General features: G+C 51.9%; 14 protein-coding genes and 4 pseudogenes. 1 reads left to right on the forward strand and 17 read right to left on the reverse strand.

What is annotated here, in order from left to right:
* Nucleotides 1-30 precede the first annotated feature (30 nt).
* From AAIG39_RS19775 to AAIG39_RS19855, 17 genes and pseudogenes are all read right to left on the reverse strand, one after another.
* Nucleotides 31-1,317 carry a F390 synthetase-related protein gene (locus AAIG39_RS19775; RefSeq protein WP_343194553.1) on the reverse strand — a complete coding sequence of 429 codons (1,287 nt, stop codon included), beginning with the start codon at nucleotides 1,315-1,317 and terminating at the stop codon, nucleotides 31-33.
* Complete coding sequence (locus tag AAIG39_RS19780) at nucleotides 1,314-2,120, reverse strand: MBL fold metallo-hydrolase (RefSeq protein ID WP_343194554.1); 807 nt, start codon at nucleotides 2,118-2,120, stop codon at nucleotides 1,314-1,316. The genes AAIG39_RS19775 and AAIG39_RS19780 overlap by 4 nt, the downstream gene beginning before the upstream one ends.
* On the reverse strand, nucleotides 2,098-3,114 hold the full coding sequence (locus AAIG39_RS19785; protein ID WP_278427089.1) for an NAD-dependent epimerase/dehydratase family protein: 1,017 nt from the start codon (nucleotides 3,112-3,114) through the stop codon (nucleotides 2,098-2,100). Before AAIG39_RS19785 ends, AAIG39_RS19780 begins: the two co-directional genes overlap by 23 nt.
* Nucleotides 3,111-4,118, reverse strand: a complete 1,008-nt coding sequence (locus AAIG39_RS19790) for a 3-oxoacyl-[acyl-carrier-protein] synthase III C-terminal domain-containing protein (RefSeq protein WP_343194555.1) — start codon at nucleotides 4,116-4,118, stop codon at nucleotides 3,111-3,113. Before AAIG39_RS19790 ends, AAIG39_RS19785 begins: the two co-directional genes overlap by 4 nt.
* A gap of 177 nt (nucleotides 4,119-4,295) precedes the next feature.
* Nucleotides 4,296-4,607, reverse strand: coding sequence for a hypothetical protein (locus AAIG39_RS19795; RefSeq protein WP_343194556.1), 312 nt, complete (start codon nucleotides 4,605-4,607; stop codon nucleotides 4,296-4,298).
* A 500-nt stretch (nucleotides 4,608-5,107) separates the two neighbouring features.
* Nucleotides 5,108-5,287: a hypothetical protein gene (locus AAIG39_RS25745; protein ID WP_425503337.1), complete on the reverse strand. Its 180-nt coding sequence runs from the start codon at nucleotides 5,285-5,287 to the stop codon at nucleotides 5,108-5,110.
* A 274-nt stretch (nucleotides 5,288-5,561) separates the two neighbouring features.
* Nucleotides 5,562-6,035, reverse strand: a complete 474-nt coding sequence (locus AAIG39_RS19805) for a hypothetical protein (RefSeq protein ID WP_343194557.1) — start codon at nucleotides 6,033-6,035, stop codon at nucleotides 5,562-5,564.
* Nucleotides 6,036-6,067: 32 nt separating this feature from the next.
* On the reverse strand, nucleotides 6,068-6,520 hold the full coding sequence (gene tssE / locus AAIG39_RS19810; RefSeq protein ID WP_343194558.1) for a type VI secretion system baseplate subunit TssE: 453 nt from the start codon (nucleotides 6,518-6,520) through the stop codon (nucleotides 6,068-6,070).
* Complete coding sequence (gene tssJ, locus AAIG39_RS19815) at nucleotides 6,513-7,049, reverse strand: type VI secretion system lipoprotein TssJ (protein WP_343194559.1); 537 nt, start codon at nucleotides 7,047-7,049, stop codon at nucleotides 6,513-6,515. Before tssJ ends, tssE begins: the two co-directional genes overlap by 8 nt.
* Nucleotides 7,030-7,170 (reverse strand): annotated as a pseudogene (locus AAIG39_RS19820) (type VI secretion system baseplate subunit TssG); the annotation flags it as partial. The pseudogene AAIG39_RS19820 and the gene tssJ, both read right to left, overlap by 20 nt.
* Nucleotides 7,166-8,356 (reverse strand): annotated as a pseudogene (locus tag AAIG39_RS19825) (OmpA family protein); the annotation flags it as partial. The pseudogenes AAIG39_RS19820 and AAIG39_RS19825, both read right to left, overlap by 5 nt.
* A 3-nt stretch (nucleotides 8,357-8,359) precedes the next feature.
* Nucleotides 8,360-8,818: pseudogene (tssL, locus tag AAIG39_RS19830) on the reverse strand (type VI secretion system protein TssL, short form); the annotation flags it as partial.
* Nucleotides 8,818-10,173, reverse strand: a pseudogene (gene tssC, locus AAIG39_RS19835) (type VI secretion system contractile sheath large subunit); the annotation flags it as partial. The pseudogenes tssL and tssC, both read right to left, overlap by 1 nt.
* Nucleotides 10,174-10,207: 34 nt before the next feature.
* A complete protein-coding gene (gene tssB / locus AAIG39_RS19840) occupies nucleotides 10,208-10,705 on the reverse strand; it encodes a type VI secretion system contractile sheath small subunit (RefSeq protein WP_343194563.1) in 498 nt (165 codons plus the stop codon).
* A gap of 825 nt (nucleotides 10,706-11,530) precedes the next feature.
* On the reverse strand, nucleotides 11,531-11,761 hold the full coding sequence (locus AAIG39_RS19845; protein ID WP_090086373.1) for a hypothetical protein: 231 nt from the start codon (nucleotides 11,759-11,761) through the stop codon (nucleotides 11,531-11,533).
* Between the two features lie 40 nt (nucleotides 11,762-11,801).
* Nucleotides 11,802-12,002, reverse strand: coding sequence for a cold shock small protein YmcF (gene ymcF, locus AAIG39_RS19850; protein WP_090086371.1), 201 nt, complete (start codon nucleotides 12,000-12,002; stop codon nucleotides 11,802-11,804).
* Between the two features lie 13 nt (nucleotides 12,003-12,015).
* The gene (locus tag AAIG39_RS19855) at nucleotides 12,016-12,228 is read right to left on the reverse strand and encodes a cold-shock protein (protein WP_090086369.1); all 213 of its coding nucleotides are present in this window, start codon (nucleotides 12,226-12,228) and stop codon (nucleotides 12,016-12,018) included.
* A gap of 468 nt (nucleotides 12,229-12,696) precedes the next feature.
* Here AAIG39_RS19855 and AAIG39_RS19860 point away from each other — a divergent pair, with 468 nt between their 5' ends.
* On the forward strand, nucleotides 12,697-12,867 hold the full coding sequence (locus AAIG39_RS19860) for a YnfU family zinc-binding protein (protein WP_343194560.1): 171 nt from the start codon (nucleotides 12,697-12,699) through the stop codon (nucleotides 12,865-12,867).
* Nucleotides 12,868-12,927 lie beyond the last annotated feature (60 nt).

The following is a 12,927-nucleotide window of genomic DNA, read 5'->3' on the forward strand; positions in this document are numbered from 1 at the left end:
AACAACCAGGCAAACGCCGTGCGATCAGTCTCATTCCCTTCTCCACTGGCAAATAATTCGTCGACGCTTACTGTCAAACTGCGTCGGGGGTGTTTGCGATATTAACGACCAGCTCAGACGTGACGTGTCGATACCCTGGCAGACAAACAGATGCTCCAGCGCACGACGGCACTGTTCCAGCCGTGGCAGGTCGCAATCGGCCAGCAACCGGAGATGGCTGGCCGTGGTTTGCACCAACCGATAATCCGCCGTCAACGGCAACACCTGCGCCAGCACACGACTGCACGGGTCGGCAAACACCGTATGCGCGCCGCCATCGTCAACCGGCAGTAAGAGTTGGTCATCCTGACGCCCTTCAATCCGTTCAAGTGTCCGCGTCACGCTGCCGCACGCGCAGGGCGTGTCGCTGGCAACCAATACATCATCCAGTCGGTAACGGACAATCGGCTGCGTGGTGCGGGTAAAATCGGTAATAATCGGTACAAAACGCCGCTCATCAAGCCATTCAGGCTCGATATATATAAACTCTTCATTCAGATGCAGCGTGCCACAGCGACAGGTTGTCGCCAGAAAACCTTCGGTGGCCTGATAGATTTCCCCTACGTCGCCAAACACCTGCTGCAACAGCTCACGATCTTGCACTTCCAGCACTTCCGCCACGGAAATGACCTTTTTGACGTTCAGCGACAATTCCCCCGCCATCACCGCCAGCGCCAGCGCACGCAACACCTGGGCAGGTGCGACAATCAGCGTCGGAGATTGCTGCTCAAGCTGTGACCACTGCTGGCGAAACGGCGCGAACAGATCGTAGAACTCCAGGCTCAGCCAGCGGTTGTTGACGCTGTGATAGAGATGGTTATCTGCCCGCAGAAATAGCGCGACGCGCTCCCCGGCAAACAGACCGTCTGGCAGCGCTTTTGCCAGCATGCCCGCCGCCCAAATTTGTTGCTCCTGCGGGCTGACGACAAACAAGCCGCGTCTACCGGAACTGCCCGACGATAACCCGACGCTGAATCGGCCCACCTTCGGCGTAAAATCGCGGCTGAGCTCACTGCTCAGCGCGCAGTCCATCAACGTCTGCTGGCGCAACCCCGCGGTGTTCATCTCGTCAAAGTGGGTCATCATTAGCGCTTTATCCATCAGCGGCCATTGCTCAAATGACCGCGAGAGCCAGCGCCGGAACCATGGGCTGTTTTTCAGCACCCGGCGGCGAAATGCGCGCAGTTTTTTTTCCTGCCACGCCTCCAGCTGTTCGCGTCGGGTAAAGCGTAGCTGGCGAAAAAGAAAATATCGCCACAGCGTCATCAGCGGGATCACAGTTCCCCCTCGTGACACAGACGAATGGTTACAGCGCCTGCACGCCACAACTGGTTCAGTTTCTCGAGGGTGCGCACGTAAACAGCAGAATCGGCCAACACCAGATTAGCCAGTCGCGACGGGCCGCGCAGTTCCTGATAGTTAGCAGGCGCCCACGCGGCATCGCCTGCCAGCAATGTCCAGCCCTCATCCGTCAACACAAACGCGCCGATGTGACCCACTGCATGTCCGGGGAGATCGACCAGGATGACTTGCCCATCGCTATTGGGCAGCAAGTAACCCCGCTCAAACGGCGCTAACGCTGCGGGGAGCGTCAGGGTGTCGAAGCTTTCGATAAAGCGTAATGACGTTTCAAAGTCACAGGGGATCAACCCTGGAATAAACGCTTCGCGTAACGCCGCCAGACCCCGTAACGTGCGTACATGGTGCCATCCCTCACCAGAACAGACACAGGCAACATCCGGGAAATCACGCAGCCCGGTAATATGATCGGCATGAAAGTGCGAAAGAATAATACCGTCGATATCGTTGCCCGCCAGCCCGCGCGCATCCAGTTGATTGACCAACGACAGTTTCTCGTCGAAATAGACCGGGGTAAGGTGGCGATAGATGCGAAAAATACCAGAGCGAGTGTAGCGCTCAAACCAGGACGAATAGCCCGTATCCCATAGCCAGCGGCGTTCGCCGACTTCCAGCAGCCAGGCCCGGGCCGGAAATTTGCACACCCGGAACCCGGCGCCTTTCACCGCCATACAACCGATGTGTGTACAGTACCCAATTTCAAACTCGCTGATTTTTGCCATGTGTCCTCAGCCACTCACCGGTCAGGTCTATCCCTTCTTCCATTGAAAATCGGGGCCGGTATCCCAGCTCATTAATGGCATTTACTACGCTCAGCGTCATATCAAAACTAAGGGTTCCCGCACTGTAGCGGGTGACCAGCGGTTCCCTGTCGAGACATTTCCCTGCCAGCTCCATGCCACGAGCTATCAGCGACAATAACGGCCAGGGTACGGTTTTAATCTGATAATGCAGTTGTAATTGCTGATGCAATAGCGCCTCCAGCATAGCATTCAGCCGCAGCGGCTGATGATTCGTCACGTTGTACACACTACCGGAACGCAGCATCGGTTTGAGCGTCGCCAGTTCCATTGCATAAACTACGTTTTGAACAAATGTTAAATCCAGTAACGTCGCTCCACCACGCGGCAGGCGCAACACCCCGCCATCACGCTGTAGTTGCTTCAATAAGCGCGGAATGATGACGTTATCGTGTGGACCAAACAGACCTCGAGGGCGCAGCCGCACAAAAGTGGTAGAAGGGAAACTTGTCACGGCAGCACTAATCTCCTGCTCCGCCCGAAACTTGCTGTGGGCGTAATGGCTGGAAAAAGATCGCGCGCGGTAGCTTTCCACCAGATCGTAATGATGCTGAAAATCAAAGTAGACTGCGGGGGTCGAAATATGGATAAAGCGCGGCGTCTGAACGTGCCCGGCGGTCTGTGCCAACATGCGGGTTGCCTGGACATTTGCCAGGAAAAATTCGGACGGTTTCCCCCAGGGCGAAGATTTGGCAGCACAGTGCCACACTGCGTCGCAACCAGCCATCAGCCGGATGCAATCGTTCTGGTCCGCCTGCGCCAGATCCAGTGGAATGAAATTCGCGCCAGCCTGCGCCAGCAGTTCGCCCTCCCATCGGTTACGTCCTGTCGCCACGACCTGGTGACCGTTTTCCAGCAAATATTGCGCCGCGTTGCGCCCGAGACCGCTGGTTGCACCGGTTACCAGAATTTTCATGGCAGTAAAACCATACCAGCCAGTGTCAGACCGGCAGCTGTGCCAATCAGCAACACCGGATTGCCCGGCGTGAACCGGCCGCTGTTAACGGCTTCATGCAGTGCTGTTGGGATTGAAGCGGAAACCTGGTTGCCATAGTAACGGTAAATATCCACCAGTACTGTGGTGGGAATATGCAGACGTTTACGCATATGTTCAAGGGAGAGGTGACTTGCCTGGTGAGGCACCACGGTGGCGATATCCGCCAGCGCCAGGCCGCTTTTTTGTAGAAGCCGGGCAAAATAGCCCTCAATCAGCGAAGAGGCATAACGAAACAACGGCTTGCCCTGCATATGAAACAGAAAATCGCTATCAGTCATACCTACGCGCGGATTACGCTGGGTGCCTCCCGCGCGGATTTCACATAGCTCACTGCCATCGGGATACATTTCAATCAGGCTGGCGACAATACCGCTGCGCCCGTTGCCGCGTTCGACAATCGCACATGCCGCGCCATCGCCGAAAATGAGTGACGATTCTTCGTGGTTCCAGTCGATGCCACGCGAAGCCAGATCAGCTGAGACAATCGCGATACGTCTATAAACACCGCTGTTCAGCAGCCCGGCTGCCACTTCCAGGGCCGAAATAAAACTGACGCAGCTGCTATTAATATCAAACCCCGCCACACCGGGCGGCATACCCGCCGCTTTCAGAATATGAATGGCGCTACACGGCAGCGCCTGCACAGCTACTGCAGAGGCGCAAATAAGAAGATCAATAGAAGACGGAGCGAGATCTGAGGTCTTCAGCGCCTGATGTAGCGCCTGCGCCGATAATTCCGCCTGGCTGTCGTGCTGAGCGGCGTGATAACGGCAAACAATACCAGAACGTTTTTCCACATAACCCGCCACTTTACCGAGTCTGCTATCCAGTTCAATAGAAGTAACGCACGTCGACGGTAAAGCAATCCCGGTAGCGATAATTTTGCACATTGTGAAAGGTGTATCTGAATGTATTTTTTCCATTAGAGCAACGGCCGCCTCAACTCATTAGATCCATAAGACATTCTCATTCAAGCCCGATTCACCAGCCTCGCCAGGCTGAATTCACCGAAGACGCAGCATGGCATCATTGGTGACCGAAGGATATTGTGGACCAGTATGCCATCCTGCAGAGCAGTCTGCTTTAGGAACCCCACTATTTTAATTTTCTTTTTTTGCGATTTTCATTTCAATCGGAAGCCCCATCATCATTAAAAATGTTGCAGATACCCACATCCAGTACCTTATACCATAGGAAATAACTGACCGTTCAGGCCCGCCAGAATCGACAACTATAGCTTTAACGCCCAGAAACGATATTAGAGACAAGATTAAATACCAATCTCTTATTTTTATTCCAGACAACCCCGGCAACCGATGCGCTATAAAAAATATTTGCGAGCCAAGGAAAGGAAGCAGCAGGATTAATAAATAGCCCAAGCCACTCAAATGCAAAAACAGCCATGCGATCACTGGGCCCTGCATCTGTGCTAAAGACAGGAAAACAAAAAGCGGTAAAAAAAACACAAGATTGATAATCCGAATGTAACTCCTGATAACAGCATCATGCTCACCTGTTTATTATTAATCCAGCCGATTTGCAAAGACATCTCGTGAGATATGAGGCTAATCTTTAAATCTGGTAGCGAGCACCACATCACTTGATGATCTGAATCCCTTTACACATAGCATTACGAGGAAAGAAAAAACAAGTAAAAGGAAGAGATCATACAATACATCGGCTGTGCTAATCATATCTGATCCACCAATAGTGGCAATCAACCCAACAACGAATAGCAGTAATTTTTCGAGTGTATATTTACCGCATATCAAAATTCCGGCCCCAAAGAGCAATATCCCTGCGTATGCTTTTAGCAATTTACTCTGAAATTTGATGGATTTCATTCAATCCTATATCCCTTTTGAGAACGACTAATCTAGATATTTTTAATATCATCCCCCAGAGTAATCAGCTACAGAAATTCTAACGTTTCAATGATATGGAAAGTTTCCGGGTCATTGCCAATAATACCCTGAGTGTCAGCAACAACCGAAGCATGCCAGTTGCTTATTACGGCCCAGAAACATTCCCCGCCCGCGGCGTGAAAACCGGTCTCTTTATCGCTGATACCACATGTTTGCACAGCCTTCATTCCAGTCCAGTTGTTACCAGTGAAGGACTGGACTTTCTGAGGAATGCCCTAGCCTGCCGTTGTCATCCATTTGCCATCCGTTTGCTCAAATAGTGCTTCACTCGTGACATTTTCCTCCTGGCCACCTTTGACGACATTAAAAGCAATGATGTAATCACTGTCATACATGTTGTGAGGCTTATCAACGATAGAAATACAATTCTTGCCAAATCCCTCAACACATGAGTTCAACTTATAACGTCCGGGATAGTCAAAGCTCACTTTTAGGGTGTGGTTATTCTGGGAGCAGAAGCGCAATCATCGTAAAGAACGCCTCTTCATCAAACCGGACATAATTTCCGCTCTGCGCCCCAGCCAGGCACCAGGACCAGTCATCCTGCTCACCACTGCGCATAAACAGCCGGTACAGGGGCCGGATATTTTTATCTGCGTGCAGGCAGACCTCAATACAGCCAGTTACGCCCTGCCCATACAGGAAAATGGGGGTAAACCGGATACTCCGCTGCAAATAGTGCAAATTAATACCCGGAACTGAAAACACCCTGCCGCCAATCAAAAATTCAATCAGGGAAGTGGCGGTAGCTTCGGTACGTATCTCTATACCCGCAAGCCACTCATCCATGGACTCATGAAGCAGGCTTATCCGCTGACGAAATGCCGCGATATCCGCTTCGGCCTTCGTGTTATAAGCGGTGCTTCGGGGGGGCTGATCCTGCAATTTTTTCAAAAACTGTGCTTTTGCCGACATAGTAGTTCCGCACCCGGTGCAGGAGGAGAAAGTTAAATCCGGGACAGTGAGTCCAGGTAGTGTTGCTGTTTCATGTGGCGAATGAGCACACGACCTTCAGGCATAAACTCCGTGCCATAGCGCACCAGACCGATGCCCTTCAGCTCGGCATCAATGGCGTAGCGCAGCTCACCGGGCGTGGTCTGATCCTGGATCACCACCGTAATCTGCTTTAGCCGGGGCTCATACTTCAGCAACACGCCGGAGAGCGTGTCCATCAGGTCATGCTCGGTACCCGGTAGCCCCTGGATAATGGTGGTCATATCCGGCAGCCCATAGTCGGGCAAATGCGCCAGTGTCCCTGCCCGACAGTTCAGAATACGCTGCATATTGTCCAGCACCGACAGGATGGTCTGGTTCTGTTCACTGACCTGATGCAGGTCGAGCCCGCCCGTGAAATTGTTATAGAGCGCTTCATACAGCGACGGACGCGGGGTATCACTCATCTTTCAGCGCCTTCAGAGTCAGGCGGTTGTTACCGGCCTCAATCACCCGGGCTTTATCCGGATCGAGGTCGTCACGGCTCAGCACCACCCGCCAGGTGTTGTTCACCTGATCCGGCGACATGAACATGCCAGCCACCGCGACATACTGCGCATTTTCATCCATCGGCATATCCACCATCACCGCCCCGCCCGGCTGCAGGCGAATATCTTTCTCCGCCACCAGGTCTGCCTTGATGGCCTGACTGTCGGCTTTAAACAGTGACGGGTAGTCCGTGGTGTCGAAGGTTTTTCTGTCCTTAAGCTGGTAGATGCGCACCACCGTGGACAACGGCACGCCGCCAGCGTTGCTGTTAACGGCCTCACGGGCCCGAATATCCAGATGCAGGGTCTTAGTCTGCTTATAAAAAATCGATTTGGTCACGGCGACGATGCCGTCCGTGACGCTCTGGGTCAGCCCACAGCCTGCGAGCATCAGTGTGATACCCGCGGCCAGTGCCACCAGGGGGAATTTACCAGCGGTAATCGCCATGTTCATCGGTCTCCCTGCGGTGAAGATTTTCCTGAACCCGCTCATAGCGGCCAAGATTGATGGTTAAGGTTTTGGGGTGCATGACGGTGTTCGCTGCATTCAGCGGCCGCATCACTGCGGTAACGCAGTGGCTCCCCGCGACGCGCCCAGTCGTCCAGCAATGCGCCATCGGCTCTGAGGCGCTGCTGTGCGCGCAGTTTCGGGGCAAAAGGCTTGCCCGTCAGCTGGTGATATAACGCAAGGTGATCGCCAACATTACGAATGAGACGCTGGTTGTTCATCCAGGACGCCAGCATGGCAAGTGCCAGGAAAATCCCACCCAGTAACCCGGCGTAACGCCAGAACATCATTCTGCGGCTGACGCTCCGTCGGCGCGGCAGCGCCGGCAGCAGCAGTTCAGGTAACGGTAGTGGTTCGGTGGTCACAACGGTATCTGGTGGCAGCGCCGTCACGGTAGTGATGTGCTGCTGCCAGAGATTGCCCTCGATACCGTTCACCGGCACCATGCACATGCCCTGTACACAAGGCTTCATCACCGGCAGTTCGCCCTGACGCACCGACAGCAGGTCATTGACTGCGCTGTTCTGCCAGGCAAGCAGGCTGTCCAGCCACAGCCCCTGACTCAGACGCGAAAGACGCCCGTCAGATCCACTCTCCCGGGTCCACTCCGTCAGTGACACATTGCCCTGACCGGGCTGATACATCTGAATGCCGCTTCGCGGGCTGACTGTGGTAAACCAGACGGGTTCAGCTTCCGCGCAGGCCACAGGAGGCGATACCCAGGTCACAGTCCACAGCGGTGGGATAGTGCCAAATGCCGCACGGCACCGGACGACAGCACGCTGCCAGCCCCGAAAATGCTGGGTAAAATCATCGCCGGAGGTGTGCTGTTCAGGTACCACCGCCAGCATGACGGAGATTTGCGACACCTGAGCCGGATGCACCAGGCTCAGGTGTTGTGCCAGGAGTGGCAACTGCTCCGCATCCTTCACCCACAGATACCAGCCCTGTCGGGTTTCCCGGTGACGGGAGCCGGACACAAACAGTGGGCTGTTGTCGCCACAAACAAGGATCACCGCACCCTGAAAATCTTCCGGCGGCAGGTTTTCATCCACAATATCCCGGACAGCGGTCGTCCGCGCCTGAGAAGCCCTGCGCTGACGCCAGAGCATCCCCCCGGACACCAGAACAACCAGCAGGCTGAGTGCCACACGGCTGCCCGAGGACAGTGGCCAGAATCCCAGGATGAGCCACAGCGCCAGTACAACACCCAGGGCAGTTAACAGACTTCGGTACGCATCCCGCATCGCTTACCCCGGCCTGACGGTCTGGCTTACCAGTTCGGTAAGCGAAGACGAAAGGAAGAACCAGAGCGCCACCAGGGCGACAGCGGCCACAACCCAGCTCAGCCAGTACCCGCGACGGCCGCTGCGCAGGCGTGATGCCCGGGCAACAATGGGGGCGTCCTGTGCCAGCGTAAAGGCCGGTACCCGTTCCGCAAGCGCGCGAACAATATCTTCCCGACGCTCATCATCCTGGGCACGATATTGCCCCACAAACCCCAGCTGCAGGGCCCGGTACATGCAGGTCAGGACAGCGGCGTCAGGAGCAGTTTCTTTCAGAAGGTTGCGGATCCGCTCCCACAGATCTTCGCCGGCATTGAGGGTGCCAAAGAAGTGTGCCTGCAGCGGGTCACGCCGCCAGGTCAGATAACCATCATCGGTGGTTCCCCGGTTCATCACGCTCTCATCAAGCAGTGCACACAGGGCACCAGACTGCGCACCCAGGTGTTGAGCTCCAGCTCCAGCAGACGGCGGTCCTTGGTGGTGCCGATGTTCTCGCGCTGGATGAGTTTCAGATAGTGAGCGATACGCGACAGCAGGAAGATGTACGGCAGACGGGCGTTGATGCGGCTGTTGGCGGTCGCATCGGCAGTGTCATACAGCGCCGGCTTCTGGGTGGAGTTCGCCGAGAAGAAGCAGGCATAGTCGCGGTTTTTGTAGTACGACAGCGGGATGAAGCCGAGGTTGGCGAATTCGAATTCGCGGGTTTCCGGGATCATCACTTCCGACGGGATTTTCACCTGATTGCCGGTGCCCAGATCGTACAGATGAATAGGCAGGTCCTGGACGGCACCACCGGCCTGCGGGCCCCGGATTTGTACACACCAGCCGTTGTTAATGAAGCTGCGTACCATGTTGGATGCAAAGGCAAACGAGGCGTTGCTCCAGAGGTATTTGTCGTGGTCCGGGCCTTTCACCTCTTCGACGTAGTTGAAACTGCGGACCGGCACGGTGTCCGGGCCATACGGCAGGCGGCCCAGTACGCGTGGCATCACCAGACCGATATAACGGGCATCATCCGTCTCACGGAAGGATTTCCACTTGATGTACTCGGCACGGTCAAAGTAGTTACCGATATCTTTGATAGCCGCCACTTCCTCCATCGAATCTTTCAGGAAGAATTTCGGGCCGGCAGAGCCGATAAATGGCATATGCGCTGCAGCAGACACTTTTGAAATATTGCGCAGCAGGGCTACATCCTGCGCCGACGCATCAAATTCGTAAGCGGAAATCAGCGCAGCAATGGGCTCTCCACCCGGGGTGTCGTACTCATCAATATATGTGTGTTTATACAGTCCGCTCTGGATGATTTCCGGGCTGTCTTCGAAGTCCTGACGCAGGTCTTCTTTTGACATATCCAGCAACTCAACCTTCACGTTCTGACGGAAATCCGTTTTGTCGACCAGCGATTTCACACCGCGCCACAGACTCTCCACCGCCTGGAATTCTTCACTATGCATTACCGCATCCAGCTGACGGCTAATCTGGTAGTCCAGCTCAGCGATATGGTGGTCAATCAGATTTTTGTCGAGTTTTTCAACTTTTGACCCCGATTTTGTCAGACACTCCAGGAATACCTGCATGCCGGCCGTTAATCGCTCATCCGCAGTCGCATCCGACATCGCCTGCGCGTCCTGCCAGATATCCAGCGCACTCAGCTCAGAAACCGGGTTCAGGTTGATTTTTTCAAACAGAGACGCATAAACCCCGCCCGCAGCAGGACGCTCAAGCACCACGCTTTCGCCACCAGTCGCATTCTCATTTTTTACAGACATCAACATCTTCCTTAATTAATCCGTTAAATCATCGTGACCGTTATGGCTGTTTTGGGGCCAGGGCTGAGAGTTCGGCTTTAAGTTCTGCGCTTAACGCCGGATCGAGGAGAATTTTTTCCAGCTCCTTTCGAAAAGCCTGATTATCCAGCAGGTTAGCTTTTAAATCGCGAAGCAGGTTGCGCATGGAAAGCATGGCTTTTAGTTGGGGGATTTGCCGGGAGACCTGTTCGGGAGTGAAATCTTTCATGCTCCGGAAAGTAAGAGTGATGTTGTCTTCGCTGCCGTCATCAGCAAGCGTATTTTTAACGGTCAGGTTTACTTTTGGGGAATATTCGCAAAGCACTGAGTCAAAGTTGTTTTTGTTCAGGTTAACTTTTTTGCGCTCAGACAGAGGTGCGGACTCCTGACCATGACTGAAGTCGCCCGCCACCAGTAATTTAAGGGGGAGCTCGGTTTTCTTGCTCGCGCCCCCCGTATGCAGGTCAAGCTTTAGATTAATACGTGCCTTTGGCACTTCATTCTGGAAACTATCAGTCATCTCATCATCCCTCGGTTTATCGCTGTGCACACTTTCATATGAAAGTGATTTACACGCGATAATAGAATAATGATCTGCGTAAGATCAAATACTAAGATCTTTAAACTGAATTAAGGAAATTCTTAAGAGTTTTTTACTGGATATGAATAACAGATAGCACTGACACATTAGTAATCTGTACTACCTTTAGCGCATTAACCGAACATTTATGTTGCAATAGTTAAGGCGAAGGGGAAATTGTTAATGAAACGAGCTTTAATTGACCCAAATCATTGTACTGAAATTAAAAATATTCATTCATTTTCAGGCGCATAGCTCATAACCGCGGGAAAGAAAAAATGAGGGGCACAGCTGGAAAACTGAATTTATAATCATGTGGCCTAAGAAAATGCCTTCATGCAGCGTTTACACAGGGATCCCCACGAACAAGGCACAACAACCTGGGCTAGATCCGACCAGGGACCCGATTTGTTATCAGGGCAATAATGTTCAGGCATGACGGCAGGAAGTGCGTGGGCCCGGAAAACCACCATACAGGCAGACAGATTGCCAGTAACCAAAAATTCAACGGATACAACCCGCTTTCTCTCACCTGAAATCTATCGTTCAATCTTCACCAGTGATTGAGCCTGCTATCATTCTGAATGCGGTGCAGGCAGGGGCAATGCACCTGTGGATGATGGTGGAATGTGGCGTTCTTTTCATTCCACTAAATCCGATATGGAAATGGGATCAGTAAGTTATTAGCGCGTTTTGCACAGCATAAATGACGAGAATGGCTTATCAGCGGGAAAAAATGCAGAACGTGGACAGCCAAAATCCAGATTAGATAAATTTCCTGGCTGCGGTCATGATGTCATCCGATGAAAGCTCTCTGTCAGTAGCAACACGAATTTCCAGATGATCACCGGTGAGTGAGTGAACGCCTGCGTGCATAATATTAAGGGTCGCTTTCTCGCCGTTAGGGTATTCACACTCAACGGTCTTGTCGTTGTCATTTACTTCAATGGCTTTGACCGGCTGAGAGTTGAAAAAAACTAAAACCTTTGATGACATTAGTCAGTCCTTAATTGATTACATGAAGCAGGCGCAATATCTAGACAATATGCGTTGGTGTGACGTTTCTGACATGCGGCACTGGGTGCATTGTTGCTAAACTGTAATGTTCATTGGTAACCATTATGTTTTTGCAAAAAATGCATTTTGCACCGTATGGATTAGTTTCTGTTACATCAAAATGAGAAACACGATATTGCGAACCGTGACATTTTGGACAGCGAAGATGAATATTAGAAATAGTGAAAGTGTCCTTAAAGTATTACTACATTAACAGCGGAAAGGCCTTTCGGACCGTTTTCAACTGAGAATTTAACTGCTTGATTTTCTTCAAGCGTTTTAAAATCATTGCTTTGAATGGCAGAAAAATGCACGAATACATCTTTGCCACCATCTTTTTGAGTGATAAACCCAAAACCTTTTTCAGGGTTGAACCACTTTACATTACCTGTCATTGTTGAAGACATATTTTTATACCTATAAATGTAAGCCTTTCGGCATGCAGGGTCCGATTACAGAAGAATCGCATAACTTTCAATGAAGACTCGAAAAAGAGGTATCTAAGGATACTTAAAATGAGGGCAAAAAACGGAATGCTTTAGACTGGTCTGTGTATCAAACCGACACCTCATTAAGACATGTCATATCATATTATGCAAGTTTTATTTTCCTGACCATTTCCTCCCCGCTACGCTCGCAGGCACTCACTTAATATTTTAACCCCTGACGGCTCGTTTCAGATGCAGGGGCTAACCATGTGCTTTTTTTAAAGAAAAGATCTGACAAAAATAAACTACGCCTGAGATGGCACTTTTCACCAACTGTACCTGACCAGAGTTGATAATATCCCGTTTAAAACGGGAACGAAAAAATGATCATGGGCAATACGTGCAGGGATAGTGTATGGTTACAGCCCATTTATCAGGAAAAACCCTATGCCACAACGCAAAGATTCAAAAAATAATCGCAACTATCTCGTCAAATGTGCCTGCCCCCACTGCACTAAACAGTCTGAACATAGCTTTACACGAGTCCAGAAAGGCTTGTCATTGATGTGCCCTCACTGCAGCAAACTTTATAACCAAGACAAACCGGCCTTTGCTTAAATCTTGAATCTCTCAGGAAATAATGCTGCGAAGAGCATGTAACACTTAAGTATTAATTCG

Source organism: Phytobacter palmae (assembly GCF_039409775.1).
Lineage (GTDB): Bacteria > Pseudomonadota > Gammaproteobacteria > Enterobacterales > Enterobacteriaceae > Phytobacter > Phytobacter palmae.